This window comes from Leuconostoc suionicum, from assembly GCF_001891125.1.
In the GTDB taxonomy this organism is placed as follows: Bacteria; Bacillota; Bacilli; order Lactobacillales; family Lactobacillaceae; genus Leuconostoc; species Leuconostoc suionicum.
In genome coordinates this window covers 432,788-459,074 of record NZ_CP015247.1, presented here as the reverse complement: position 1 = coordinate 459,074, position 26,287 = coordinate 432,788, and the positions used below count along the sequence as shown (strand labels likewise).

The following is a 26,287-nucleotide window of genomic DNA, read 5'->3' as shown; positions in this document are numbered from 1 at the left end:
ACGCATTCAATACAACCTCATTCTACTCTAAGTCGGTATTAATTAGCAATTCAAACGGATTGCCACAAAATTACTTATATCAAAAAAGCAAACATATAATCGTTTGCTTTTTAACTAGTTTATTTTATAGCCTCAGAAATGGCCATATTCACATCATCCTTCTCAGCTGCGATTAAATCAACACGACTTGAGATCACTTTAATATCCATAGTAATTTCCCGTGTTAATCCAGGCGTATTCAACTTAGGTTCAAAGAACGACTTAAATTCAGCTAGTCGCTCCGGTGTATGGAACACGGCGGCAATAACCGTAATATACATTGTAAATTCCATGTCACCACCGATCGTGTCTTCTAGCCACTGCCACTGCTCACGAACCCAATTCCAAGCTAACTGCTGACTTTTATCATTAACTAGCAAGCCATAGACCCAACCACGGAGGTCTTGTGGTTTAATCGTGTCAGCGTCCTTTAGCTGATCAATCAATTTCACAATTAAATCTGGGTTTGGGGTACTAGTCAAGGCCGAGCATAAGTCAGCTTTGTAATTAGCATCAGAAGATTTTCGATAAGTGGTTAACAGTTGTTCAAACAATGACGTGCTTCCAAAGTGCTTCAATTCATTGGCGAGTACAAAGTGACGAATATCAGCAGGTAGATTTTGTAAATTATCACTGTTTTTCTCAAATAATTCATGAGCTGTTGTAATTGTATCAGGATTTTCTGCATACAAAGAAGCATTCAAAACATAAGGGCGAGTAAGCTGATCGTCGTATGATTCACTGCTTTGGCCGGCCCAGCCCAAACGTTTTACTTGTTTTCGACTTAGTACATCATTGAATTCTTTCAAAGCTTTTTCTTCAGCTGAATTTGGTGTAACAAATTTCTTCAAGTCTGAAAGAATACCATATAGTACTGCATTAACCAACATGGCATCTTTGTGAGCAAAATTAACCAGTAGTGGCACGATATCAGCATAGGTAATTTGCCTGCCATCGGCTAACAAATGTAAATCCTGAAGAATTTGCCTTTGCGAAATGTTATCCAATTCATCAAGATGTTCTAAAATATCTGTTAGTAATTGGGCATCATATTTAACAATAAAATGCGAATCATTACCGTCATTCAGTCTAAAAGGTGCGCCAACTGATTCACGTAATTGGGCATAATCACCAATCACTACACGCTCACTGGCTAGTAGTTGGGGTGCCGCATCATAGTTGCTGTTTAAGGGAATTTGCCACTGACGAGCACTCTCTTCGTAGTCACCAATGAAAAACTGTTCTTGAGATAGAGTTAATTGGCCATCAATAACTTTTGCTGAAACTACTGGATATCCTGGTTGTTCCAACCAAGAATCCATGACTGCTTTAATATTTTGACCTGAAGCTTCACCCAAGGCCTCCCACAAATCAGCTCCTGCTGCGTTTGCATAGCGATGACGAGCAAAGTATCTTTTTAGTCCTTCACGTAGGGCCTTATCCCCAATCAAAGAACGAACCATTACCAGTAGTCTTGCTCCCTTAGCATAAACAATTGCTGGATCAAACAAAGCATCAATATCGGCTGGGTGTTGTACCTGAGTGTGGACTGGTTGGACGCCATCTGTACTATCTCGCTTCAATGCTGAAACGACATCGCTTGTTTGAAAGCTTTCCCAAATATGCCAATCAGGCTCAATGGCATCAATTGCCACATACTCCATCATATTAGCAAAGCTTTCATTGAGCCACAAATCATCCCACCATTTCATCGTGACTAAGTCGCCAAACCATTGATGCGCTAATTCGTGAGCAATAACTGTGGCAACAACTTGTTTGGTATTCAACGCTGAATTTTCAGGATCAAGCAAGACATAAGCTTCACGGTAAGTTACTAATCCCCAGTTTTCCATTGCTCCTGCAGAGAAATCCGGCAAGGCTAGTTGCCAAGAATGTGGTAATGGGTACGGTGTCTGATAAAAATCTTCGAAAAACTCAATCGATCGTTTAGCAATGTCTAGTGCAAAATCCAATTCTTTGGGGGCATGTGCCTTAGTAGAAAATACACCAACTTTTACACCTGTGTTAGTAACCGTTTGCTTACTTTGTAATTCACCAAAGGCAAAGGCCACTAAATAAGTTGACATCCGCACGGTTGTATCAAAATAATGTACGCCATTTTCTGTGCGTATCTCCGGCATATTGGCTAAAATTGTTTCATTTGGTTGTTCATCAAACTTGATTGATAAATCAAATGTTGCCTTAGCTTCCGGTTCGTCAACACTTGGAAAAGCTTGACGAGCAAAACTTGTTTCAAATTGTGTACCGATAATTTGTTTTTTAACACCATCTAGCTCGTAATACGAAGGATAAATACCCATCATTGTGTCGGTTAATCTTGCCTTATAAATCACAGTGATATCTATTTGACCAATAGTTTCTGTCGAAATCTTAATCAAATCAGCACTATCATCAATAACAAAAGGAATCTCTTTTTCATTAATGTGAACAGACTGAATTTGCAAGTTTTTTTGATGTAAGGCAATATCTTTGACCAACGCATTACCACTAATTTTTGTTTTACCATTAAACTGTTTCGTCTCACGATTAATATCTAAATAGATATCATAGTGTTCAGGTTGAAAATTATTATAAATCCGTGTGAATTGAGTCATGTTTTCTCCTGTAATCCATTAGAATAGCTACATTATACACCTTGAAATTAAAAAACGACTTTTAATCAGTCGTTTTTCTAGTTATTTATTAATTTTATTCACAGCTGATTCTGGGCTCTTACCAGACAATACACGAACAATATCATTGGTTGCATCAACTGCCATACGCGCCTTAGTTTCAACAGTATTAGAGGCAATATGTGGTGTGAGCAAAACGTTTTCCAATGCAACTAATGGGTTCGTAACAGGCAACGGCTCTTCTTCAAAGACATCTAAAGCCGCACCAGCTATCTCACCCGATTTCAGAGCGGATACCAAGTCAGATTCAACCAGAATAGAACCACGAGCCATATTTATTAAAAATGCGTCATTTTTCATTAACTTAAACTCATCTGCACCAATTGAATGTTGAGTCTCAGGCAATGCAGGCAAATGAACCATCACATAGTCGGCAGTTTTAAAAATCGTTTCACGATCAACCAATTCAACATTAGGCACATCCTTGGCAAAAGGATCAAAGGCTATGACCTTAACATCAAAGCCACTTAATTTTTTAGCAACTTGCTGACCAATACGACCAAATCCAAGGATACCAACAGTTTTCCCTTCAATATCACGGCCTGGATGTGCCTTTCGATAATTCCAATTATCATCATGAATTGCTTTTGAATCTTGATATAAGTTCTTGCTAATAGCTAATAACTCAGAGACAGCCGTTTCAGCAACTGATCCTGATAAAGCTTTAGGTGTATTCACAACATAGATACCGCGCTGGGTTGCAGCATCCACGTCAACAGCATCATAACCTACGCCATTACGTGCAATAACCTTTAAATTCGGCATAGCGTCCATTATATCTGCATCAAACTTTTGTGTACCAATCAATACAGCACTTGCCTCTGCTCCTTCAGCCTTCATCTTTTCATGATCACGACCAGAACCAACAACTACTTCTAATCCTGCTTCTTCAAGAATCTTTTTCCCAACTGCTGGAATATCATCTGGTAAGAATACTTGTTTTGTCATATTACGCCTCTTTCTTATTATCTGCCAAAAATGCTTCTAGTTCTTCCTGTGTTGGGTAGCCATCATTGTCACCCGGTGTTTGAACTTGTAGAGCACCCACAGCGTTCCCCCGTCGCACAGCATCAGCCATGGTCAATCCTTCAATCAAACCTGTAATCAAGCCGAGCGCAAATCCATCCCCCGCACCAACAGTATCAACAACCTTTTCAACTTTAAATCCATTAACAATGTAACTCTCACCGCTCTTGTTTTTGACGTAGGCTCCATCAGAACCAATTTTGACAACAACAGTTTGTGTGCGGTCACTGTTATTCAGATAAAAATCAGCGATGGTCTCTGGATCTCTTGATCCGATTAGAATTTCACCTTCATCAATACCAGGTAAAACAATTTCACCATATTTTGCTAAATCATTGATCGTTTCAATCATCACTTCTCTAGACTCCCATAAAGCAGGGCGTAAGTTTGGATCAAATGTTGTTCTAATACCATGATCAATTAATTGTTCAGCAAAATAACGGAATGCTTCACGTGCTTGAAGCGAAATTGCTGGGAAAATCCCTGATAAATGGGCTATCTTTACATCGGAAAAATCAACTTGATCAATTAATGATTTATCAAAGTGTGCCGCAGCCGAATTTCTACGAAAATTAAAAGTTGATGGATCACCTTGATCAACTAATTCTTTTAACTGAAAAGCCGTCCAATTATTTTCATCTGTAGCAATATAATGGTTACCAACATTATAACGAGCTATTTCCTTAATGGTAAATTGACCCAATGGATCTGCACCAACCTGAGAAATATATTCCGTGTTATGACCTAATCGAGTAGCACCAATCATAACATTTAGTTCAGCACCACCCAAAAATTTATAGTAATTAATACTATCAACTAAACCCTTATTTAAGTCGGTGGAAGCAAATGTCACTACCGGTTCACCTAATGTTAAAATTTCACTCATCTTGTTTCTCCTAACTCCTTTTTAATGCCCGAAAAAGCCATAAACTAATAGTTCGTTCACAAACGACACTGCCCACATCACTGGAATGCCCATTTTTAAGTATTCCTTTGTTTCCAACTTTGAGTAAGTTAGCGCCCATGTATTCCATGACTGTGTTAGATCAATAGAAACTGCCATAATACTTGCCGTGTAAAGAAGTGGCAGCAAAAATATTGGTTGGAAAGTACCTGTAGCAGCTAACACTGCCGCCGTAGCAGCTCCAGCACCCCAAACATGCAAAGGCCCGCGGAACAAAGCCAATGGTGCTAATATACCAATGGCAATTGCCAAAACCAATGGACTACTTGGTAAAATAACTTCAATCATGCTTTTAAAATGGGGCACGTTCATAGTAGCTGCTCCGGCAAACATAACCAATGCCATCAAGAATATAATCAACCCAGAAATATCATTGATTGCTTGTGAAACTGTTTTGTTAATAAAAGCAACTAATCCTTTATAAGATTTCATTTGTCCTGTTAATAACAACGCAATAATAGTTGCTAATAGCAGAGCAGGAATAGCATCCCAATGAAAGAACATATTCAAGGCCACTGGTAAAACGGGGATGATAAATGTAATTGGATGCGTTTTCTGGAAGGCTGCTTGCTTACTGTCGTCAATTGTTTCAATTTCACCATTTTTGATGCTTTTACTATTAAACAATATAAAGATAATAACGCCTAATAATTGAACCCCCATGGCTGCTAATCCAAAAATCAAGTATTTCCCCGAAAAACTAACTGACGGGAAGAAGGCTTTTATTTGGTTAAATAAGACTACGTTAATGTACATTGGCGCACCAATAGCCATTGTGAATGCTGGAATAGCTACCTTTTTAGGGACACCAATCGACAACAAGATTGGAATCAATATAACACCAATGGCGATAACCGAACCAACGCCGTACGCCGAAGAGAAAATCAATGCTGTAACGAGCACAACTAATATTGTTGCGAAAATAGGCGCTTTTCGTCCAACCCTTTCAGTCTGAGCCGAAATGGATCCAGCTATACCAGAATCAACTAGTACACGACCAAACCAAGAACCAAAAACAATATAAATAATTGTTGGTCCATAATTCAATGCTGGCTCTGCAATAACCTTTTGAACAACTTGGTCGAAAGGTACCAGCCCAATAACAGACCAGAGAAGCGCCATTACAAAGAAACCAATAACTAAATTGCCACCTTTAACAATGTAATAGATAAAACCCACGAATGTTAGTAGGAGCAAAATACTAATAATTATATTAGTCATAAGTCTTGCACCCCTTTAATTAAACATGGCGAGTGCCTGAACGCCATCTTGGATAACTTTGTCATTAACTGTTGGATATTCAACCGCTACGGGAACGTTGCTTGGCAAGATGTTCAAAATTGATTGCCATGCAATATCTCCTTCATTAAGCGGTACGGTTACCAAATTATCACCGTGTCCTTGATCATCTTTAACATGAATATAGCGTACGTACTGTGCTAGTTTTTCAGCTGCCAAAACTTCATCTTCACCAACATAACGCCAATTACCCATATCATAAACATAGCGAATATCTAAATTATTTTCAGTAACAGCAGACATAAACTTTTCAATGGCATTTATTTTTCCCGAAACTTGAGTTTGATCATTTTCAATATTTGTTTGAATACCACGCGTTAATAATTGGCTTAACTCAGAAACATCTTCCGAAGATAACGTTTCGAAATCTCCGATATTAAATTTAATCGCATAAATGCCAAGCGCCAGTGCTTCATCATAGTATTGTGACAATTTTGGATTAAGACGATGATCCACAAATACTTCATCTGGTACGGAATAGAATAGCCGCACCTTGTTATCAGCTGCATACTGTGCAATAGCTGGAGTTTCTTTAATAATGTCATCAAAATACTCCCGTCGTAATTCAACCGATGAGACACCGAATGATACAGCTTTTTTTAACATTTCAAGTTGTTGCATTCCCTTCTCATGATCATTCATGAATACTAAATTATTTAAAACAATTTGTTCTTTTCTCATTATCCGTTCCTCAATACTTGTTTAGTTCTGTTACATGTTTCAATAACTCGTCAAATCCTAAATCTGATAGATTAGGTTGTGATCGATCAAAGTTTTCGCCTTCAATTTTATTAAATTTTTCAACTAGAAAGTAAGCAGATAGATAGGCCGCAAGTTGTTGTTTAGCCATCCCCTCAAGATTTTTAGCATCAAAATTTAGTTTAAAAGATTCAAGAAATTGTAACGCAAACTTTTCTGGATCAATATGTAACTGCTCTTTTCCCATTTTTCCATCCTTTATTTTTATTAAGTGTATCGTTTTCGGAAACCGGTTTACATGATATATTGTAAACGCTTCCAAATATTTGTCAACCCCTTTTTTTAATTTGTCGTATAATGTTCTCATGAGTAAAAAAGTGACCATCAACGTTATAGCTGAAATGGCAAGGGTTTCAAAGACAACTGTTTCCCGTTTTTTAAACGGGAAATTTGATAATATGTCAGAAGCAACAAAAGAACGTATTGCTGAAACAATTGCCGAATTAGATTATCATCCTAGTCGCCAGGCACAAGCCTTAAAGGCCAAAAACTCTCTGTTAATCGGTATCTCTGTAGCAGATATTTCTAATATGTACACCTCGCGTCTTTTAAAAGGCATTAGTGATTATTTTCAAAATACAATCTACCAAGTTTTGATTATGGACGGCGACAATTCAATTGAACGTGAATATAGTAATTTGGAAAAAATGGTCACCGAAAGGATCGACGGTATTATCTTACAACCACTGGTTCACCAACCTGATCACTACCAACTATTAATTGATGAAAATATCCCCGTTGTTCAAGTTGATCGTTATACTGAACCGTTTACTTGGCCAGCAGTAGTATCGGATAATTTTCAAAAATCACTAGAAGTGGCAGATCTAATGAAATCAAAGAATTACGAAGAAATTATTGTTTTATCCAATCATATCAACGGTGTGTCTAGCCGTATGAATCGTTACAATGGACTAAAAACTGGTATTGAAAACACAAATATTACGATTAAGCTAATCGAAATTGATGACAATAAGGACTGGCAAAACACACTACAATCCATGCTTGAATTACCCACAAAAAAAGCGCTGTATGCGCTTAATGGACAAGTCTTGTGGGAAATTGTTCGATTTTTAAAGGAACATCATATCGCTATTCCTGATGATGTTGGTGTAATTGGTTATGATGATGACATGTTTGCTGACATGATTTCACCCGAAATTACTTCTGTATCACAAAACCCCCAAGAAATAGGTCGAACGGCTGCAGCCAACTTAATGCAGATTATGAATGATGAAACCACTTTGTCCAAAACCATTCGAATCCCATCAACAATCCAAATGAGAGAATCTCTTTGACTAAGAACTATTGTAATCACTAAAACTTTATTCTTAAGGAGGATATATGACAGCACTATATACCTTAGCTTTATTGTTAATCGGTGTGATTGGTACTAACCTAATTAAACAATTCTTCCCTAAAATTCCGGAACCATTCATCCTAATCATTGTTGGTATCTGCCTGTCATTTACACCGATATTTCAAAATTTTGAACTTGAACCTGAGTTTTTTATGCTAATGATTATTGCACCATTAATGTTTCTAGATGGACAAAAACAATCATTTTCTAAAATAAAAAAACGTTTTTCAATTATCTTTCTCCTGTCAGTAGTACTAGCTGTGGCCACCGCAATCGTTGTTGGCTTAATAGCTAATCGCGTGGAAGTACAGTGGACATTGCCATTAGCAATTGCTCTAGCTGCAATTGTTGTGCCTACCGATGCTGTTGCCGTCAAATCAATGACCTCGTCAGTTGATATGCCCAATGGTGTGGGCGAGGCTCTTGAACTGGAATCACTATTCAACGATGCAACTGGACTAGTTTTATTAGACTTAGCCCTATCCGTGCTTGAACAAGGGAAATTTTCTCTCATCGCAGGAATTGGTCACTTCTTGTTTGTTGCAGTTGGTGGTGCGCTAATTGGAGTGATTGCTGGTTTTCTGCTCGTCACTGTCCGAACCAATATTACTTTCAGAACCGTTAGCCCAGAAACAACGATCATCCCGATTAGTCTCTTAACTCCGTTTATTGTTTACTTTTTAGCAGAATCATTTGGCACTTCCGGTATTTTAGCCGTGGTTGCTACCGGTATTGTGCACAATTGGGAATCCAATAAGCTTCGCTTAACATCGACACGAGTACAACTGACTTCCAACACTATTTGGGAATCAATATCGAATGTCTTAAATAGTATTGTTTTCATTATTTTAGGTATTTCTTTACCGATTGTTTGGCAAGAAATTATTCATATGGGCTTAGTTGGAATCATGCAACTATTAGGTTTAAGCATCTTAATTTATATTGCTATGTACGCTGTGCGATATATTTGGGCCTTTCGCGAAGACAACCAATCGGCTAACACCTTCTTTGACAACCACAGCAACCCCAAACAACATCGTTTTTTGTCCCATATATTCGCCATCAGTGGCGTCCACGGAACTATGACGCTGGCCATGGCATTTTCTTTACCGTTAACTATTGCCAATCATGCTTTCCCTTATCGTGCTGAACTTATTGTAGTGGCTACTTTGATTATCTTAATTAGTATGTTAATGAGTGCAATTATTTTACCTATCGCTCTACCAAAGAAAGCGGTCACCTATACCAAAGCTGACCTCGAAAACACCCGTAACAAAATGGTTGACTATGCATCATTAAAGATTTCAGAGACTATTGCAGACCCAGCAGTTCGAGAGGCAATTATGATACAATTGCAGTCGCAAAAAGGCTGGTTAAAAGACAACCATTCCACAAAAAATCATAATTCTCAAAAATATAATAGTTTGCTAAACAACACGAAAGATTTTATTATTCATTATCTCCATAGTGACAGTGTTGAACAAAAATACAGTGCTGAAGTAATTGACACATATGAAAAAATTCTTAATCGTCTCAAAATCAGTACTTTTTTCCAACACAGCCCCCTACAAAGAGTTTTTCACTATGTAAAGGCAAGATATCGTCATATAAAGTGGCACATCCAAAATGGCCAAGTTACAAAAAAGCAACGGTTAAAAGGTCGTAAAAAATGGGCCCAAGAGCATCAAGATAGCGTACAACAATGGCAAAATATTCACGAAGGATTGCTGCTATTAAATAACGACGTCATTGATGAAGTTAATCAGTACTTGGATAATCTCTTACGTAATAGTTTAGAAAATGACACTGATGACCACCAATACATTAGTTATGTTCGTCAAAGATTTGATCGTTATTTTAATTTAATAAAACGTGAATATAATAAGGAGACACCAACTATCAGTAGTGATTTATATATTCAAGCCTTTCAATTTGAATATAATTATATTCAACAAGCCAGCTCGACAGGCATTATTCCCAATACACTGGCAGCTGTACTATACAATGAAATAAATGAAGCCCAAACGTTAGAATTACAACAAATTAACCAGATAGAAGCAATGAACTCTTAAAAAAATAATGGCTAGACTTAGTATTCAAGTCTAGCCATTATTTTTATTTAATCTTTTCGTAGATGGGTAACAAATTTTTCAGTGCTAGAACCAAGGCAGTTTCAATGCCATCGCTATCCAAAAGTTGATCGCCACGTTTTATTTCTACTCCAATCAATACCTCACTATGCTTAACCGATCTATAACGTTCTACTGAATCGTCGTATTGTAATAGTGAGTATGTTTTGTTTACCATGTGATCTTGACTTAATCGGTATGAATCTGGCAATTCGCTCACTAGTGGGCTCACCTCACGTAATTTTTGAGTGATTACGTCGGTTTGAGCAGGTTTCATATTTTCTTCAACAGCAAGATAAAAATAAACATTATCTTCCCAAATACCTAATTCAAAATGTGGTAACATTTTATAACCGCGCTTATTTGGCGCAAATGCTACCCACGTATTATCCGGCGCATAAGTTGTTCTACGTAAATGCTTAGCTACGTGTGCATACCATTTTTGCCCATCTGTATTCAATATAGGCAACGCAATCGACGCAAACTCTTCAAACTTTGGATCAATAATCGTTTTTATTTTCTCCATTCGACCATTTAACGTTTTATCTTCAAAAATATCAAAATCACTGTTTCGAAACATCTTCTTTCCTCCAATTAATGACTGACAACCATTTAATGATTACATAACCTAATACCAAAATTGTAGCAATTAAGTTTAACCAAATCAGCATTGCAATCATGGAACTTACGGATTGATAAAAATCATATTTCCCCAAAGCAAATTGAGCATAAAACGTGAATCCTCTATTCAGGAGATTCAACATCACTAATTCAAGAAAGCTGCCAACTAAAACAAAACGAAATGGTGCTCGGGCGTCTTTTGCCGGCAGAAAAAAATTCATCATGACCAAAGCTAGCCAAATACCCAACCATATAAACCAGCGCGTTTGATGTTGTAAAAAGTTAGTCCATTCTGAATACGGCAAGTGCTGAATGACGATAGTCAAAACATTGCTACCAACCATTAACAAAGCAAATAATGTCAAGATAAACAACAACCATATAAATGAAAAAGCTCGTGTGAACAAACTATTAATGTGTTCTTTAACGTCTGCAATGGCATTAAATGACTGACGAAAGACCGCAATCACACGTGAAATCGACCAAATCGTAAACAGGACGGAAAAAGAAAGTAGCGAAGTACTTCTTGACGATAAAACGGATTCCATAATTGGAATCACAATATTCTCAATATTTTTCGGTAACACGTTGCGCATCATTGCTAGTAAATCAGCAGTACTGATACTCGTGAAAGAGACAATTAAAGCTGCTCCCATCAATATAGGAAATACTGTTAAAAGTGCATAATAAGCAAATGTCGGTCCAACATAGCCAATTTGTGAACGTGTAAAAAAAATACTTAAAGTGGATATTTTTAATCGTGCATCTAAAACACGCCATTTGTGCATAATTTTCTTATTCATAATACTATTATCTCAAACATAGCCCGTATTCAGCAACATTAATTAAAAATATAATAGATATTGTTAACTTATACTAGTTAGAATATTTTCCCTATGCCAAAATGGATTGCAATCGTAATAAGACCAATAATAATATTACGAATAACTGCACGCTTAACTAAGCCATTAGAAATTTTCGCACTAAGGAATCCAGTAAGTGCAACTGCTACTACAGTTGCTGCAATTGTAGCAATGAATTGATACTTCCCTGACACAATTAACAACGTCAACAATGGGAAGGCACCACCTAAAGCTGCAGAAAACAATGATGACCAAGCAGCTGACCATGGACTCATATAGTGTCCCAGTGTGATATCATACTTAACACTCAATACTGTTTCTAAAGGCTTTTTCTGCAATAGTTCATCAGCTATCACACTGGCTGTTTTTTCAGACACACCACGTTCCACGTAAAAGTCTCGTACACAACGGTGTTGCCCTCGCATATCAGTCTTTAACAATTCTTTTTCGGTTTCAACGGCCACCTTTTCACTATCTGACTGTGAACTGACAGAGGCGTATTCTCCAGAAGCCATTGATAAAGCACATGCCACTAAGTCCGCTAGCCCAGCAATAAAAATTGCAAATTGATTTGTCGTTGCTGCTGCCACTGAAAACAAAACCCCAACAACAGTTAATATACCATCATTAGACCCGAGAACCCCCGCTCGAATAGCATTTAATCGTTCATCCATGGTTTCGTGTTTTTTTACTTTTTCCATTTCAGTCCCCTTTTTTATCTAAACAAACTACCGATTAGGAACGTCACAATCATTGTAAAGATACCGGCAATGACATTACGAATTACGGAATGTTTTTTATTGGCACCATTTACTCGAGCTGCTGCATATCCTGTAATGGCTAATGCCACAACAACAGCAATAAATGTGGCGATTTCTCGCGTTCCCTGAGGTGCTATAGAAATAGCAACCATTGGTAATATTGATCCTATGGGGAAACTAACTAATGACGCCAAAGCAGCGTGGCCAGCACTTAATTCTTGGTTTAAAGAAAATCCATAGCGTTCGCGGACAGATGTGACCAAGGGATCTTTTGACATCATCTCCTGCGTAGCTTGTTGAGCTAACGTTGATGATATACCTGTTTCTTCATATTTTTTTTGTACAAATTCAAATTCGCCATCGTAATCATTTGCAACAGCCCGAGTCTGAATTTGACGCACTTTTTCTTGTGCATCATGTTGAGAATTGACCGAAACATATTCCCCCATTGCCATCGACACAGTTCCAGCTAACATACCAGCAAACCCCGCTAGTAAAATCGTACTTATGTGACTTGTGGCACCCGCAACACCTAACACGATACCAGATACTGATAAAATACCATCATTGGCACCCATAACTGCCGCACGAATAATATTATTTCGTTGCATAAAACTTGTTTTTTCAGACATAACTCCCCCTGCTTATTAGAACTATTCTAATAAACATTTTAACTCATCTAGTTTCATAAATCAAGTTATTTGGAACAATTCTACATATCATGATATAATAATAATAAATATGGAGGATTCTTATGACTGATCAAAAATTGCGTACAATATTGCAAGAACACGGTTTAAAAGCTACGTATCAACGAATGGCTGTTTTAGAATATCTCGCTACAAATAAAACCCACCCCACAGCAGAAATGATTCACGGAGATCTAAATAATATTAGTTTGGCAACAGTTTATAACACACTTGATAAATTAATTGAAACTGGATTAATCATTGCTATAGACATTCATGATGATGGAAAACGTCACTTTGATTATTATGGTGAGCCACATTATCACATCATCAATCAGCAAACTAGTGAGATCATTGATGCAGATAATTTCGATATGGCTCCTTTGTTTGACGCAGCACGTAAAGCTAGCGGTTTAAATATTACAGGATATCATATTGAGGTCTTTGGGGTTAATCCAGAAGATTCGTAGTGTTTCTGATATTAACTTTGTTCCAAAAAAGGATTAACTCATTAATGAGTTAATCCTTTTATTTATCATATTTTTCCAAAAATGCCTTTATTTTACTTCTATAAGCGGCTGGATAGTCATGAAAACTTTGAACATGTTTTGAGCCCTTGGTAATCCATAACTGCTTTGGTCCTTTAGACGCATTGTACAGCGGGTAAACCATTTTGGTTGGAACAAAAGTGTCGGCCCCACCTTGAATGAAAAAAGTCGGGCGCGTGTTTTTGGCTACTTGTTTCAAAGGACTAGCTTCTTCATATGAGTATCCGGCCCGAACCTTCGAAATACCCGAGACCACATTAACAAGTGGAAACCATGGTAAGCCATACATATCTCCTGCTTCATGCTTAATTTCTTCTAAAACACTTGTGTAGGACGAATCAGCAATAATTGCTTTCACCTGATTCGGTAAATCACTTTCACCAGAAGTTGATAACACAGTAGCAGCACCCATACTCATACCATACATGACAATATCTGATTTTTGACCATTCTTTTTTAAAATTTGATTCAACCAACCAATATAATCTCGCCGATCTAGCCAACCGTAACCAATCATTTCGCCCTGTGAATCACCGTGTGCACGATTATCTGGAATTAGTACGTTGTAGCCCAGCTCATGGAATAGCTCACCATATATGGCCATCGTTGTTTTATTGTTGTGCCAGCCGTGAGCCAGAATAGCTGTTTTACTTGTTTTTTTCTCAGCAGGTACGTACCAAGCAATTAGTTTCAAATTATCAGAGGTTCTTTGTGTCCATGTTTGCTTTTCACGAGACAAAAAATCATGTTCGTAGTGATAAAGTGAATTTGTTTTAGCGCGTAACTTGTCAGGCTTATCTGCTGCTACATCACGGACCTCAGCAACATGAAAAAAATACATACCTGCTGATAACAATAAAATAGCAATAAAAACTAAACAACCAATTAACCACTTATACTTTCTTTTCATAAATCACTTTCCCTTATAATCAATCCATAAAATTGTACGCTAATTTTGGTCATGGAGCAAACAAATTATGATTAAAATTGAAGTTTAATAAATTATTATCCCTAGAATTTCATTAAGAATGGTATCATAAATTATAAAGAAAGCGAGGTATATTAACGTGACCTACTCACAAAAATGGAATTTAGAAAGTATCTTCCCAGGTGGTATAACTTCACCACAACTCACTCAAAAGTATGATCTTATCGCAAAGCAAATCAATGATTTTACTGATATGATAGCCGATTACAGCCTCGCACAAGACAAGAATTTCACGGTATTGGCTGACTTAGCTGATTTAGCACAAAATATTGGTGCTGGAATAGGTACTGCCAATATTTTCGTTAATGGTTGGTCGTCTGTAGATTATGGTAACAGTGTTTATGCACCTCATTTTAATAAATTAGGAAACTTATGGGTATCTTTCTCATCTCCTTTAAATGCTTTTCAAAAACTACTTTCAAAATTAGATGATGAAACATTTGAAAAAGCTATCACTACTAGTCGTCTCGCACCAATTGCTTTTTACTTAACAGAATTGCGTACTGATGCTAAGCGCTTGTTGGACGATAAAACGGAAACGTTAATCAACAAATTTGACCTTGATGGACAGCAAGCTTGGTCCCAACATTATGACACAATATCTGCTTCATTATCGATGAGCTATACCGATGAAAACAATAAAACTCGTCAAATTTCCGCTGGACAAGCCTTGAACATGTTAGATGGTGAACCCGATAACGAGGTGCGAGCTAACCTCATGACAAACTATGAAAAAATGTGGGCAGAAGCTGAAAATTTAACGAGTGATACATTAAATCATTTGGCTGGATTTCGTCTAACCAATCAAGAAGCTCATGGTCGTCAATCACACTTAGAACAACCACTGGAGCTCAACCGTATGTCTCGCGAGACTTTGGATGCTATGTGGCAAGTTGTAGATGCTAACAAGGGTATGTTTAAACCATATTTTGAACGTAAAAAGCAATTACTCGGTTTGAAATCCATCGGTTGGCAAGATCAAGTCGCGCCACTAACCAACATCGGTGACTATAAACCATCAGATGTTTCTTATGATGATGCTGCTAAATTTATTATCGAGCAATTTGGTAAATTTTCACCTAAGATGGCGTCGTTTGCTCAAATGGCTTTTGAGAATAATTGGATTGAATCAGAGAACCGTCCAGGTAAACAGCCAGGTGGTTATATGGAATCTGTGCCAGACTTACACGAATCTCGAATATTTCTAACCTATACAGGTTCAGTAAATGATGCTGCGACAATTGCGCATGAACTGGGTCATGCATTCCACTCTGCGCAGCTAACTGATTTACCATTTTGGCGTGATGCATATGCTATGAACGTTGCCGAAACAGCCTCAACTTTTGCCGAATTGATTGTTAATGATGCTAACGTAAAAGAAGCAAAAACAGATGCCGAGAAAATTGTTTTGTTAGATGCAAAAATGACGAATCCTATTGCTATGTTTCTAAACATACATGCTCGCTTCCTATTTGAAGATTCGTTTTATACAGAACGTAAGCATGGCCTAGTGACACCACAGCGTCTCAATCAACTAATGGATAATGCGCAAAAAGAAGCTTTTGATGGTATTTTAGATGTCCGTCATCCCCACTTCTGGTCATCGAAATTGCACTTTTTCATTGATTCTGTACCATTTTATAATTTTCCTTATACATTTGGTTATTTATTCTCATCAAGCATTTACGCGCAAGCACAAAAAGATGGTGACAATTTTGAAGAAAAATATATTGCCTTGCTACGTGACACTGCTAATATGACTTCAGAAGAATTAGCAAAAAAACATCTTGGTGTTGATTTAACGAAACCAGAATTTTGGCAGACTGGTGCCGATTTGGTTAAAAAAGATATTAACGAATTCTTGTCACTTTCTGAACAATTTGTACAATAAAAAATAGACGGAACAAAAGGCCTAAAGTGTGTCACACCTAGGCCTTTTTATTAGTCGCTATTTTTGATTTTTTGGTGATTATATAACTCATTGACTTGTTTTTGTAATTCTCCAAGCATTTTTGTCTGCATTTTTTGAATTTCAAATAAATCGGGGTTGTCTTTTTGAATAATACGGTCAATTTTAGCATGCAGTACTCTCATCTCTTCCTCGGTCTTTAAATTCACATGGTAATCATTATCCGCATGCAATCTGTCATAATCAGATGATCGATTCTGACTCATTAATATTAACGGCGCTTGTAATGCAGCCACCATACTCAAAAATAGGTTTAATAAGATAAAGGGATAGGGATCGAAATGCATGTTGAATAATTGAAAAATATTTGTGATAATCCACATAATCATTGCACAAATGGACACGATAATAAATCCCCAACTACCACCAAAATGTGCGACAGTATCTGCTATTTTTTGGCCAAATGTATAGGATTCTCTTTGATGCTTATTCACATTAACAACTTTAAAACTTTTATCCGTCAATATGTGCGTTAGTTTGTTATTAATATGTTTGTTTGTTCTATGCTTCTCCAATATCATTTTATCAATTTTTTCTAAACGATATTGAAGCAAATGATCAAAGCAAATAAAATCTGCCAACATGCTGTCAGGAAAATCATGCTTTATCTTTTGTTGTAGTTCCATATCTAGTTCTGCCAGTAAGACACCATCGACAACATTCTTTTCTTCACCATCCACAATACAGGTAAAACTTCTATGCATACTGGTCATTATTTATCCTTTCCAACCAACTTCTCAATTTAAAGTAACGAAAAACGATTAAATCTCAGCATTATTCGAGATCTAATCGTTTAACCAGGGATAACCGGTAATTAGTAATTTTTAAACAAATCCACCAAAAGCATTATCTAAATCAATTGGTTCCTTTTTAGTAACAATAAGTTCCTTGTTCACAAAGGTTTCAATACCAAAGCGTCCTAGCTCACGTCCATAGCCAGAATTTTTAACACCACCAAATGGTAGCTCAGGCAACGTACCACCAAAACTATTCACATAAACTGCTCCCGTCTCAATACGAGAAGCAACTTCCGTCGCATGCTCAGGTGAACCACCAAAGACCACACCCGATAAGCCATAATTAGAATCATTAGCTAGTGTAATTGCCTCTTCTTCATCTTTCACTTTGTAGACTTGTCCAACTGGACCAAAGAACTCTTGATAATAAGCTGGGTTGTCTTTTGTAATACCAGTTAAAATAACGGGATCAAATAGTGCAGCTGGTTTATCTTGAACAACACTACCATATTCAAGAGTAGCACCAGCATCAACCGCCGCTTTCACTTGTTTGGTCAAGTTCTTCTTAGCCTTACTGGTACTTAATGGTGCTAATGTCGTATCTTCCAACAATGGGTCCCCTAGCTTTGCTTCAGCAAAAGCATCTTTTAACATTGTAAGTACTGCATCATAATTTTTTTCGGTTACAATAAACCGTTTAGACGAAGTACATACCTGCCCTGCATTGTATAGACGAGCACCTCCGATAATCTTTTTAATCTCAGATAAATCGGCATCATCCAGAACAATGAATGGATCACTTCCACCAAGTTCAAGCGAACTTTGTTTCATATTTTTACCAGCTTCGGCAGCAATTAATTGTCCGGCACGTTCTGAACCAGTTAACGCCACTCCCTGTACACGATCATCAGCAATAATTTTATTCACTTGATCATAATCAATGAATAAATTAGCAAAAGCACCAGTTGGTGCACCAGCCCGTTCAACAACTTTTTCAAATTCGGATGCAGCCATTGGCGTATTACTTGCGTGCTTCAAAAGCATTGGGTTTCCAGCTATATAATTGGGTGCAAATACACGAATAATTTGATAGTAAGGGAAATTCCATGGTTCAACCATCATCAATACACCAGTGGGGCGCGAAATTACTTGCGCATCCCCCATCGAGGATTTAATTGGTTCTGGCTTAAGAAAATCTGCACCATTTTTGGCGTAGTAACGAGCAATTGAAACACTTAACGCTACTTCACCTTGAGCCTCGATAAATCGCTTACCCATTTCAATAGTAAGTACCTTAGCTAAATGATCAGCATCTTCTTCCATCAAGTCAGCAATTTTGTTTAATATCTCTGCACGGCTACTAGCCGGGTCATTGCGCCACTTCTTATACAGTGCATGACCTTCGGCAATGGCTTTCTCAACATAAGCATCATCATGATTGTCAAATGTTTGAATAACTTCGTCGTTAAAGGGATTAATTGTTTGATAGCTCATTTTATTCGACCTTTCTTCAATTAACAAATTACATTTCTGTTCTAAACACCCTTACTATAACACCATCATTCATTCGAAAAGTATATTTTGTTTGTGATATTTTCATCAAAGCACATTATTTATAAAAGTAAAGAACGCCAATATTTTAAGGTAGCGCTTATATTTGCACTTTGACTAATCATACTGATTACAGCAGCACCGTTGACACCCGTAGATAAAACAGATGGTAAATTTATTTCCGATATTCCACCGATTGCCACACTTGGCCATTTACTTTTACTTGTCAAATATTGTAACCCTTCAAGCCCAATCTCTGGATTTGCATCAGATTTGCTTACCGTCGGAAAAACAGGACCAATTCCGATATAATCAATCCCTTCAATATTCTCTATTCTTTTATACTGGCTGTCGTTAGACACCGATACCCCAACAGCTAGACTCCCAGCTAATTGAATATTATTGATGATATCGCCGTCTTTTTGCCCAAAATGAACGCCCTCTGCACCAATTTCATGTGCTAGTTGAATATCATCATCAATAATCAATGGTACATGGTAGTCAGCTGTTAGCTGCCGGACTTTTTTGGCTACTCGTAATTTCTCTGATCCACTTAAAGCTAGTTGACCTTTTTCTCGATATTGAAACACGCTGATTTTCGATTGCAGAGCTTCCTCTAAGACTTCAAAAAAATGTCTCTCTCCGTTAGTGTCCTGAGTTCCTAATACAAAATAATTTACTAATATGCTCGAATCAAACATTTTCTAGCACCTCTGGAAAATGCCTGTCAGCCACTCTTGCCTGGTGATTAAGTGGTCCATGCCCATGCCCAACATCAATACCCTCACGAATGGTAGCATCAACATAAGCTTTTGCATAAATAATAGCCTTTTTCATATCATCTCCCAAAGCTAAACGTGCTGTAATTGCCGCAGAAATTGTATCCCCTGTACCGTGCGTTCTAATTGTATCTACCCGTGAACTTTTAAGCCAAAAATGACTACCATCAGCCAATAGAATATAGTCATAAACATCTTTTCCAGAGGCATGCCCACCTTTTAATAGTACGTTTTCAACTCCTAATTGTTGTATCTTTGAAGCTGATTGCATCACATCTTCATGGTTAGTAATGTTTGACCCACTTAAGACTTCAGCTTCTGGCATATTAGGCGTAATGAGCGTTGCCAACGGTATCAAACTAGACTTAATAGCAACTATAGCCTCGTCACTCAATAAGTGAGCGCCTCCCTTAGCAACCATTACAGGATCTAATATATAGTCGCCAAAATCTGCTTGTTGTAAAAATTCAGCAACTGCTTCTACTGTGGGCACATCACCAAGCATGCCACTTTTTACAGCACTTATTTTTAAGTCATCAACCACTGATTTTAATTGGGCATGGATCATAGATGGGGAGGTCATCGAAACCTGCTGTACCCCCATTGTGTTTTGTGCTGTTAGAGCAACAATCACATTAGCGCCATAAACACCTTGGGCGGCAAACGTCTTTAAATCAGCGCTAACTCCAGCGCCACCACTACTATCCATACCAGCAATTGTTAAAACTTGGGGTGTTTTATTAACCATGATTGAGCACACTTTTCTCCATAAAATTTTGAACATCGATATTATCAATAACAAATAGTTCATCTAATAACTGATTTGTAAAAGAACCTGGTCGATTCGTTTTTGTAGCGGCTTTTTGTCCAGCAAGTTTGAATGTAGCCATTGCATTCATCACATTAGGAACCTTTAGCCCATCAGCAATAAACGCGCCAATTAATGATGATAAGGCATCTCCTGTCCCTACAATAGAAGATAATTGTTCCACATTTATATCAAGTGTTTGTGTGTATTGACCATCACTGACAACGTCACAAGCCCCGCTTAGCGCAATCACTGCACCTGTTTTGTGGGCGGCACGCTGTGCAATTTCAATTACGTCACCTTTTCCAGTAGCATCAATACCCTGACTGGCAAAATCAATATCGGCAAACCAAGCAATTTCGGCTGCATTGCCACGAATAACATCAACATGACCAGATGATAAAAATTGTGTAATGGCTTGAGACCTAAATGGAACTGATACAGCAACCGGATCTAATATGACTGGTTTGCCTAATTGGTATGCTTCCTGAGAAAGTTTAATAATATCGTTAATTTCTACTTTTTGAAGCGTACCCGTGTTAATAATCACCGCATTGGCAATTCCGGCTAATTCCTTAAATTCTGCTAGCTCGCGACTCATTAACGGTGAGGCACCAACAACATTAACTACATTAGCTACAAATTGTGGTGTAACAAAATTTGCATAAGTAAGGACAAGAGGTGATTTCGTTCTAACATCTGTAATATTCATGATCAAATTCCTTTTTTTCTTGTTTGGCTGCGTGTTTTTAAACAAATATCTTCGTCAATTTTAAAGTTAACATTAATGAATAAAAAAACCGCTAACTATCAGAAAAGATTAGTTAACGGCTAAATAGGCATATTTATACACTAGAATAGTTCATTATTATAATCTTCCTTCGCACGAATTACCGTAATCAGGTTCAATGGGTATCTCTCAGCCAGCTTGGGCACCCCAGATATTTATTTAATTCTACTTCAGTGTACCTGAATCCATACGAATAATCAACCGCCTAAGTATGCTTTGCGCACGTCATCTGATGCAAGTAAATCTGCTCCCGTACCTGTCATCGTAATTTTTCCACTTTCCAAAACATAGCCGCGATCCGCAATTTTTAGCGCTTGATTCGCATTTTGTTCGATTACTAATACTGTCATTCCTTGTGCATTAACATTTTTAATAATATCAAAAATTTTCTCAATAAATAGCGGTGCCAAGCCCATGGAAGGTTCATCCAACAATAATAATTTTGGTTGTGCCATTAATGCGCGTCCCATGGCTAGCATTTGTTGCTCGCCACCAGATAAAGTCGCCGCATCTTGATTACGTCTTTCCTTTAAAATTGGAAACTGATCGTAAATAAGTGCATATTCATCTTTCAAGTTAATGCCCTTGCTTCGAGTAAAAGCACCTAACTGTAGGTTTTCTTGAACAGTCATGCCAGAAAACACGCGCCGTCCTTCTGGCACTTGAGCAACTCCACTTGAGACAATTCGCTCTGAATTCATAGTTAATAGGTTTTGATTTTCAAATAAAATACGTCCTTTAGTGGGGTTTTCTAAGCCTGAAATCGTACGTAAAATTGTAGTTTTCCCAGCGCCATTAGCACCAATTAGTGATACGATTTCGTTATTGTTCACCACAAAGTTAACGTCTTGTACCGCTTTAATAGCACCATAACTTACGTTTAAATTTTCAACTGTCAGTAATACACTCATTCGTTATTTTCTCCCAAATATGCACGGATTACATCGGCATTCTGCTGTATTTCTAATGGTGTGCCACTGGCTAATAACTTACCGTACTCTAATACATATAATCGCTCACTGACATCCATAACAAGATTCATATCGTGTTCAATTAAAATAATGGTCATCTTAAACTCTTGTTGAACTTGTTTAATTAGACGTGTTAAGTCAGCCGTTTCTTGTGGATTCATACCTGCTGCTGGCTCATCTAAAAATAAGATTTTAGGTTTTGTGGCCAATGCCCGAACAATTTCTAAACGTCGTTGTTGCCCATATGGTAAGTTTGTTGCCAACGTATCCTGTACTTCAAGCATATCAAAAATACTTAACAGCTTACGAGCCTCGTTTTTTAGTTGCTCTTCATTTTTATAAAATGAAGGTAAACGAAACAATGAACTGAATACATGTGCCTGAGTACTAGAATTCATAGCAATCATAACATTCTCTAATACTGTTCGACTTCCAAACAAGCGAATATTTTGAAAAGTGCGCGCAACACCTAATCGAGCACGCTTTGCGGGAGATTGACGATTGACATTAGCTAACTGCTGCCCATCAAACAGGAGTACTTCTCCCTCACTAGGTGAATATACACCCGTCAGCAAATTAAATAATGTGGTTTTGCCCGCACCATTTGGCCCAATTAAACCAATTAACTCATTTTCGGCAGCTTCAATATTAACACAATCAACAGCAGTTACACCTCCAAAACGGATACTTAAATCACGCGTTTTCAGTATTGTCTGAACCATGTCCGTCTCCTTCATCAAATAACCATTTCTTTAATGATAGTTCTCGACTACCAAAAATACCTTGAGGTCTAACCAGCATCACAGCAATTAAAATAACAGCGTAGATGACCATACGCAAGGAACCAAAATTTTGTAACATTGTGTCTAACACACCTAACGCAATTGCTGTCACAACTGTTCCACTCATTGAACCAATCCCACCGATTACAATAATGATTAAAATCATAATACTTTGCATAAAAGCATAGTCTTTAGGCGCAATAGATTGAATGAAACTTGCACGCAAGCTACCAGCCATAGCAGCAAATAATGCACCAGTCACAAAAGCAATTACCTTATACTTAGTTGTATTAATTCCTAAGGATTCGGCAGCAATTTCATTATCACGAACGGCAATAATAGCTCGCCCAGGCATACTACGAACAAAGTTGACCACAATAATCAATGTTATAACTGCTAATATATAAACTAATTGCCAACTCACAAAAGGTTCGATGCCAAAAATACCAGCTGGTCCGTTAGTTATTTTCAAGTTCATAATGACAATTCGAATAATTTCAGCAAATCCTAATGTCGCAATAGCCAAATAATCGCCACGTAAACGCAATGTTGGAATACCAACAATTAGAGCAATTACGCCACTGACTACGATACCTGCAGCCATTCCCAAAATAAAGCCAATGATACCAGGAACAACTTCCATAACTAATGCTGTCGCGTAAGCACCGATAGCCATAAATCCAGCGTGTCCTAACGAAAACTGCCCCGAAATACCAACTACTAGATTAAGGCCTAGTGCAGCAATGATATTAATGCCAATCAGTACAATCGTTGTGATGCCATAATGACCAATAAGGCCAACCATTTGAGCTACAAATATCAAAATGAACCCCATTGCAGCCAAAGATGCCCATGATAACGTGTATTTAATATGCGCTTGATCCATCAAACTTTCTCCCGCTTGTTTTTCCCTAAAATACCAGTTGGTTTAATAAGCAATATGACAATCAACATTGCATACACGATCGCATCTTTGTAATCTGAAAAAGCTGTCGCTTGAACCATTGTTTCCAATACACCGATTAGCCAACCACCTACTGCTGCCCCTGGAATAATGCCTATACCGCCCAAAACCGCAGCAACAAACGCTTTCAACCCAGGTGTCATCCCCATCAATGGGTCGATACTGTTATAATATAATCCAATCAAAACGCCACCAGCCGCCGCCAATGCTGACCCAATTGCAAATGTAAATGAAATTGTGTGATTAATGTTGATACCCATTAATGAAGCTGCATCTGGATCTGCAGATACTGCCCGCATCGCACGACCCATTTTTGTATTTTTAACAATGTAAGTCAATAACAGCATCAAAACTATTGAAGTTACAGCAATAATCAACTGAATATTTGAAACTTGTATACCATAAAAATGGTATTGTACTGTCTTAATCGCCTGTGGAAATGAACGTTGATCTGACCCATATAAATAAGTCATGCCATTTTCTAACAAAAAAGAGATGCCTAAAGCGGAGATAAGAACTGCAATTCTTGGAGAATGACGCAATGGTCGATAGGCAATATACTCAATGACCACACCAATAATGGCGCTTACTGCCATTGCGAGAATTAATGCTATAAAGAAATTTAAATGTAAAACCTTAATGAAAAAATAGCCAAAATACGCACCGAGCATGTATACATCACCATGTGCAAAATTGATTAATTTAATAATACCGTAGACCATTGTATAGCCTAAAGCTAGTAGCGCATAGACACTGCCTAGCATAAGACCATTGATTAATTGTTGAATGAAAGTAGTCATTTTAACCTCAAAATATTATAAAACGCATTGGTTTCATACGTTTCCTAGAAAATGTGTTCACTTAACAACTACGGCAGATGACTCTTTACCATCAGTCATGCCGACCATAACCATTGATTTGACAGGATTGTGGTCTTTGTCAATTGACATCTTACCAGTTACACCATCAAAATTTTTCAAGTTAGCCAATCCCTTAGTAATTGCCGATTTGCTGGTTGAATTTTCATTTTCAATAGCTGCTTTTATCATGCGAACTGAATCATAAGCTAAAGCTGTAAATTGTGATGGATACTTGCCATAAGCCTTTTTATAAGCTTTGGCGAATGGTGCTGAAACCTTAGTAGCTGGTGCATCAACTGAGAAATGTGCCGCGTAATAAACATTACTTGTATTTTTGTTTCCCGCAATTTCAGCCGTTTTAGGATCACCAATGCCATCTGGTCCAATAACCGGCACATCAATTCCCATATCACGCATTTGCTTCAAAATTGCACCACCCTCAGTGTAGTAGCCGTTGATTGCAATTGCGTCAAACTTTTTATCCTTAATTTTTGTCAAAACTGCTTGAAAATCTTTCGTGCCTTCTTGATAAGATTCAACATCTACGACGTTACCCTTAAAGGCTTTTTTAAATGCAGATGTGATACCAGTACCATAATCGGAAGAATTGTCCTGGAAAATCACAATATTTTTAGCTTTTAAAGTCTCTGTGGCAAATTGTGCCATCTTTGTACCCATAAAAGAATTTTTGTATTGTGCGCGGAATACGTAAGGTTGAACATTCCCATTCTTTTGCAAAGTAATGTTGTCTGCACCAGCAGTTGGTGAAATCATCGGCGTCTTACCTTGAGTTGCCACTGGCACTGCTGCTTGAACACCAGAGGTAATCACGGGACCAACGATAGCACTGACTTTTTCTTTGTTAATCAAACTACTTGTTACCGAAGCGGTTTCAGTATTGTCCGTCTTAGCATCTTTGTTAATGATTTTAAACTTATAGCTTTTTCCGTTAACTTTAACACCACCATTAGCATTAATTTGCTTTATAGCAAAGTTAGCACCATCTTGCTCAGCCTTTCCATATGAGGAAGCGTCACCGGATGTATCAAAGACACCCCCGATTTTGATTACATTTGATGTTGATGCTTTGCTAGACTTATTGACTATCCCAAATGCAACGATAGCAACAATAGCAACAATAAACGCAGCGCCGACAATTACAATTTTTTTCATTCTTTCTTCTCCAATTTATTCTCTCAATTCCTTCTTTTCGCAAACAAAAAACCCATGAATACCAAAATTCATGGGTTACTAATCGTTAATAATGACAGCATTTATACTCATCATTTCAACACCCATGAACACTGATTCCAGTTAGTCATGAGTGCGAAAAACCTCAT

At 37.6% G+C, this 26,287-nt stretch carries 25 protein-coding genes and 1 riboswitch; of the genes, 4 read left to right on the top strand and 21 right to left on the bottom strand.

What is annotated here, in order from left to right:
- Window positions 1-119: 119 nt before the first annotated feature.
- The 6 genes from A6B45_RS02490 to A6B45_RS02465 all read right to left on the bottom strand — a co-directional run bounded on the left by A6B45_RS02490 (window position 120) and on the right by A6B45_RS02465 (window position 6,967).
- Window positions 120-2,654, bottom strand: coding sequence for a M1 family metallopeptidase (locus tag A6B45_RS02490; protein ID WP_072613191.1), 2,535 nt, complete (start codon window positions 2,652-2,654; stop codon window positions 120-122).
- Window positions 2,655-2,735: 81 nt separating this feature from the next.
- Window positions 2,736-3,680, bottom strand: coding sequence for a phosphoglycerate dehydrogenase (locus A6B45_RS02485; protein WP_072613190.1), 945 nt, complete (start codon window positions 3,678-3,680; stop codon window positions 2,736-2,738).
- 1 nt (window position 3,681) lies between these two features.
- The gene (locus A6B45_RS02480) at window positions 3,682-4,644 is read right to left on the bottom strand and encodes a sugar kinase (protein WP_072613189.1); all 963 of its coding nucleotides are present in this window, start codon (window positions 4,642-4,644) and stop codon (window positions 3,682-3,684) included.
- A 21-nt stretch (window positions 4,645-4,665) separates the two neighbouring features.
- The gene (locus A6B45_RS02475) at window positions 4,666-5,943 is read right to left on the bottom strand and encodes a gluconate:proton symporter (RefSeq protein WP_072613188.1); all 1,278 of its coding nucleotides are present in this window, start codon (window positions 5,941-5,943) and stop codon (window positions 4,666-4,668) included.
- A 15-nt stretch (window positions 5,944-5,958) separates the two neighbouring features.
- Complete coding sequence (locus A6B45_RS02470) at window positions 5,959-6,702, bottom strand: sugar phosphate isomerase/epimerase family protein (protein ID WP_072613187.1); 744 nt, start codon at window positions 6,700-6,702, stop codon at window positions 5,959-5,961.
- Window positions 6,703-6,712: 10 nt separating this feature from the next.
- Window positions 6,713-6,967, bottom strand: coding sequence for a hypothetical protein (locus tag A6B45_RS02465; protein ID WP_072613186.1), 255 nt, complete (start codon window positions 6,965-6,967; stop codon window positions 6,713-6,715).
- A gap of 118 nt (window positions 6,968-7,085) precedes the next feature.
- On the opposite strand from A6B45_RS02465, the gene A6B45_RS02460 reads away from it, so the two are divergent.
- Together A6B45_RS02460 and A6B45_RS02455 are read left to right on the top strand one after the other, a co-directional pair.
- Window positions 7,086-8,075, top strand: coding sequence for a LacI family DNA-binding transcriptional regulator (locus A6B45_RS02460; RefSeq protein WP_072613185.1), 990 nt, complete (start codon window positions 7,086-7,088; stop codon window positions 8,073-8,075).
- 46 nt (window positions 8,076-8,121) lie between these two features.
- Window positions 8,122-10,209 (top strand): cation:proton antiporter, encoded by a 2,088-nt coding sequence (locus A6B45_RS02455; protein WP_072613184.1) that lies wholly within the window; start codon window positions 8,122-8,124, stop codon window positions 10,207-10,209.
- Between the two features lie 43 nt (window positions 10,210-10,252).
- Here A6B45_RS02455 and A6B45_RS02450 read toward each other — a convergent pair whose 3' ends face one another.
- The 4 genes from A6B45_RS02450 to A6B45_RS02435 all read right to left on the bottom strand — a co-directional run bounded on the left by A6B45_RS02450 (window position 10,253) and on the right by A6B45_RS02435 (window position 13,143).
- Window positions 10,253-10,846 (bottom strand): DUF1054 family protein, encoded by a 594-nt coding sequence (locus A6B45_RS02450; protein WP_072613183.1) that lies wholly within the window; start codon window positions 10,844-10,846, stop codon window positions 10,253-10,255.
- Window positions 10,830-11,690, bottom strand: coding sequence for a YihY/virulence factor BrkB family protein (locus A6B45_RS02445; RefSeq protein ID WP_072613182.1), 861 nt, complete (start codon window positions 11,688-11,690; stop codon window positions 10,830-10,832). Before A6B45_RS02445 ends, A6B45_RS02450 begins: the two co-directional genes overlap by 17 nt.
- 77 nt (window positions 11,691-11,767) lie before the next feature.
- Window positions 11,768-12,451 (bottom strand): VIT1/CCC1 transporter family protein, encoded by a 684-nt coding sequence (locus tag A6B45_RS02440; protein WP_025267823.1) that lies wholly within the window; start codon window positions 12,449-12,451, stop codon window positions 11,768-11,770.
- Window positions 12,452-12,465: 14 nt separating this feature from the next.
- A complete protein-coding gene (locus tag A6B45_RS02435; protein WP_025267822.1) occupies window positions 12,466-13,143 on the bottom strand; it encodes a VIT1/CCC1 transporter family protein in 678 nt (225 codons plus the stop codon).
- A gap of 122 nt (window positions 13,144-13,265) precedes the next feature.
- Here A6B45_RS02435 and A6B45_RS02430 point away from each other — a divergent pair, with 122 nt between their 5' ends.
- Window positions 13,266-13,670 (top strand): Fur family transcriptional regulator, encoded by a 405-nt coding sequence (locus A6B45_RS02430; RefSeq protein WP_025267821.1) that lies wholly within the window; start codon window positions 13,266-13,268, stop codon window positions 13,668-13,670.
- Between the two features lie 58 nt (window positions 13,671-13,728).
- Here the strand turns inward: A6B45_RS02430 and A6B45_RS02425 are convergent, their stop codons facing one another.
- Window positions 13,729-14,658 carry an alpha/beta hydrolase gene (locus A6B45_RS02425; RefSeq protein ID WP_025267820.1) on the bottom strand — a complete coding sequence of 310 codons (930 nt, stop codon included), beginning with the start codon at window positions 14,656-14,658 and terminating at the stop codon, window positions 13,729-13,731.
- 157 nt (window positions 14,659-14,815) lie between these two features.
- On the opposite strand from A6B45_RS02425, the gene A6B45_RS02420 reads away from it, so the two are divergent.
- Window positions 14,816-16,627 (top strand): M3 family oligoendopeptidase, encoded by a 1,812-nt coding sequence (locus tag A6B45_RS02420; protein WP_072613181.1) that lies wholly within the window; start codon window positions 14,816-14,818, stop codon window positions 16,625-16,627.
- Between the two features lie 50 nt (window positions 16,628-16,677).
- Here the strand turns inward: A6B45_RS02420 and A6B45_RS02415 are convergent, their stop codons facing one another.
- The 10 genes from A6B45_RS02415 to A6B45_RS02370 all read right to left on the bottom strand — a co-directional run bounded on the left by A6B45_RS02415 (window position 16,678) and on the right by A6B45_RS02370 (window position 26,120).
- Window positions 16,678-17,418, bottom strand: a complete 741-nt coding sequence (locus A6B45_RS02415) for a DUF1003 domain-containing protein (RefSeq protein ID WP_072613180.1) — start codon at window positions 17,416-17,418, stop codon at window positions 16,678-16,680.
- A gap of 111 nt (window positions 17,419-17,529) precedes the next feature.
- Entirely contained in the window at window positions 17,530-18,936 is a 1,407-nt protein-coding gene (locus A6B45_RS02410) for an NAD-dependent succinate-semialdehyde dehydrogenase (RefSeq protein WP_072613179.1), read from the bottom strand.
- Window positions 18,937-19,055: 119 nt separating this feature from the next.
- On the bottom strand, window positions 19,056-19,694 hold the full coding sequence (thiE, locus tag A6B45_RS02405) for a thiamine phosphate synthase (RefSeq protein ID WP_072613178.1): 639 nt from the start codon (window positions 19,692-19,694) through the stop codon (window positions 19,056-19,058).
- Window positions 19,687-20,520: a bifunctional hydroxymethylpyrimidine kinase/phosphomethylpyrimidine kinase gene (thiD, locus tag A6B45_RS02400; protein ID WP_072613177.1), complete on the bottom strand. Its 834-nt coding sequence runs from the start codon at window positions 20,518-20,520 to the stop codon at window positions 19,687-19,689. Before thiD ends, thiE begins: the two co-directional genes overlap by 8 nt.
- Window positions 20,513-21,292: a hydroxyethylthiazole kinase gene (gene thiM / locus A6B45_RS02395; protein WP_072613176.1), complete on the bottom strand. Its 780-nt coding sequence runs from the start codon at window positions 21,290-21,292 to the stop codon at window positions 20,513-20,515. The genes thiD and thiM overlap by 8 nt, the downstream gene beginning before the upstream one ends.
- A gap of 147 nt (window positions 21,293-21,439) precedes the next feature.
- A riboswitch (TPP riboswitch) is annotated at window positions 21,440-21,530 on the bottom strand.
- 37 nt (window positions 21,531-21,567) lie between these two features.
- Window positions 21,568-22,281: an ABC transporter ATP-binding protein gene (locus tag A6B45_RS02390; protein ID WP_072613175.1), complete on the bottom strand. Its 714-nt coding sequence runs from the start codon at window positions 22,279-22,281 to the stop codon at window positions 21,568-21,570.
- Window positions 22,278-23,063 carry an ABC transporter ATP-binding protein gene (locus tag A6B45_RS02385; protein WP_072613174.1) on the bottom strand — a complete coding sequence of 262 codons (786 nt, stop codon included), beginning with the start codon at window positions 23,061-23,063 and terminating at the stop codon, window positions 22,278-22,280. The genes A6B45_RS02390 and A6B45_RS02385 overlap by 4 nt, the downstream gene beginning before the upstream one ends.
- Window positions 23,035-24,009, bottom strand: a complete 975-nt coding sequence (locus tag A6B45_RS02380; protein WP_025267811.1) for a branched-chain amino acid ABC transporter permease — start codon at window positions 24,007-24,009, stop codon at window positions 23,035-23,037. Before A6B45_RS02380 ends, A6B45_RS02385 begins: the two co-directional genes overlap by 29 nt.
- Complete coding sequence (locus A6B45_RS02375) at window positions 24,009-24,887, bottom strand: branched-chain amino acid ABC transporter permease (protein ID WP_072613173.1); 879 nt, start codon at window positions 24,885-24,887, stop codon at window positions 24,009-24,011. The genes A6B45_RS02380 and A6B45_RS02375 overlap by 1 nt, the downstream gene beginning before the upstream one ends.
- Window positions 24,888-24,944: 57 nt before the next feature.
- Window positions 24,945-26,120 (bottom strand): ABC transporter substrate-binding protein, encoded by a 1,176-nt coding sequence (locus A6B45_RS02370; RefSeq protein WP_072613172.1) that lies wholly within the window; start codon window positions 26,118-26,120, stop codon window positions 24,945-24,947.
- Window positions 26,121-26,287: the final 167 nt, after the last annotated feature.

Excerpts from the sequence above, each read along its gene's own strand:
- A6B45_RS02490 (WP_072613191.1), bottom strand. The coding sequence starts at position 2,654 with ATGACTCAATTCACACGGATTTATAATAATTTTCAACCTGAACACTAT.
- A6B45_RS02485 (WP_072613190.1), bottom strand. The coding sequence starts at position 3,680 with ATGACAAAACAAGTATTCTTACCAGATGATATTCCAGCAGTTGGGAAA.
- A6B45_RS02480 (WP_072613189.1), bottom strand. The coding sequence starts at position 4,644 with ATGAGTGAAATTTTAACATTAGGTGAACCGGTAGTGACATTTGCTTCC.
- A6B45_RS02475 (WP_072613188.1), bottom strand. The coding sequence starts at position 5,943 with ATGACTAATATAATTATTAGTATTTTGCTCCTACTAACATTCGTGGGT.
- A6B45_RS02470 (WP_072613187.1), bottom strand. The coding sequence starts at position 6,702 with ATGAGAAAAGAACAAATTGTTTTAAATAATTTAGTATTCATGAATGAT.
- A6B45_RS02465 (WP_072613186.1), bottom strand. The coding sequence starts at position 6,967 with ATGGGAAAAGAGCAGTTACATATTGATCCAGAAAAGTTTGCGTTACAA.
- A6B45_RS02460 (WP_072613185.1), top strand. The coding sequence starts at position 7,086 with ATGAGTAAAAAAGTGACCATCAACGTTATAGCTGAAATGGCAAGGGTT.
- A6B45_RS02455 (WP_072613184.1), top strand. The coding sequence starts at position 8,122 with ATGACAGCACTATATACCTTAGCTTTATTGTTAATCGGTGTGATTGGT.
- A6B45_RS02450 (WP_072613183.1), bottom strand. The coding sequence starts at position 10,846 with ATGTTTCGAAACAGTGATTTTGATATTTTTGAAGATAAAACGTTAAAT.
- A6B45_RS02445 (WP_072613182.1), bottom strand. The coding sequence starts at position 11,690 with ATGAATAAGAAAATTATGCACAAATGGCGTGTTTTAGATGCACGATTA.
- A6B45_RS02440 (WP_025267823.1), bottom strand. The coding sequence starts at position 12,451 with ATGGAAAAAGTAAAAAAACACGAAACCATGGATGAACGATTAAATGCT.
- A6B45_RS02435 (WP_025267822.1), bottom strand. The coding sequence starts at position 13,143 with ATGTCTGAAAAAACAAGTTTTATGCAACGAAATAATATTATTCGTGCG.
- A6B45_RS02430 (WP_025267821.1), top strand. The coding sequence starts at position 13,266 with ATGACTGATCAAAAATTGCGTACAATATTGCAAGAACACGGTTTAAAA.
- A6B45_RS02425 (WP_025267820.1), bottom strand. The coding sequence starts at position 14,658 with ATGAAAAGAAAGTATAAGTGGTTAATTGGTTGTTTAGTTTTTATTGCT.
- A6B45_RS02415 (WP_072613180.1), bottom strand. The coding sequence starts at position 17,418 with ATGACCAGTATGCATAGAAGTTTTACCTGTATTGTGGATGGTGAAGAA.
- A6B45_RS02410 (WP_072613179.1), bottom strand. The coding sequence starts at position 18,936 with ATGAGCTATCAAACAATTAATCCCTTTAACGACGAAGTTATTCAAACA.
- thiE (WP_072613178.1), bottom strand. The coding sequence starts at position 19,694 with ATGTTTGATTCGAGCATATTAGTAAATTATTTTGTATTAGGAACTCAG.
- thiD (WP_072613177.1), bottom strand. The coding sequence starts at position 20,520 with ATGGTTAATAAAACACCCCAAGTTTTAACAATTGCTGGTATGGATAGT.
- thiM (WP_072613176.1), bottom strand. The coding sequence starts at position 21,292 with ATGAATATTACAGATGTTAGAACGAAATCACCTCTTGTCCTTACTTAT.
- A6B45_RS02390 (WP_072613175.1), bottom strand. The coding sequence starts at position 22,281 with ATGAGTGTATTACTGACAGTTGAAAATTTAAACGTAAGTTATGGTGCT.
- A6B45_RS02385 (WP_072613174.1), bottom strand. The coding sequence starts at position 23,063 with ATGGTTCAGACAATACTGAAAACGCGTGATTTAAGTATCCGTTTTGGA.
- A6B45_RS02380 (WP_025267811.1), bottom strand. The coding sequence starts at position 24,009 with ATGGATCAAGCGCATATTAAATACACGTTATCATGGGCATCTTTGGCT.
- A6B45_RS02375 (WP_072613173.1), bottom strand. The coding sequence starts at position 24,887 with ATGACTACTTTCATTCAACAATTAATCAATGGTCTTATGCTAGGCAGT.
- A6B45_RS02370 (WP_072613172.1), bottom strand. The coding sequence starts at position 26,120 with ATGAAAAAAATTGTAATTGTCGGCGCTGCGTTTATTGTTGCTATTGTT.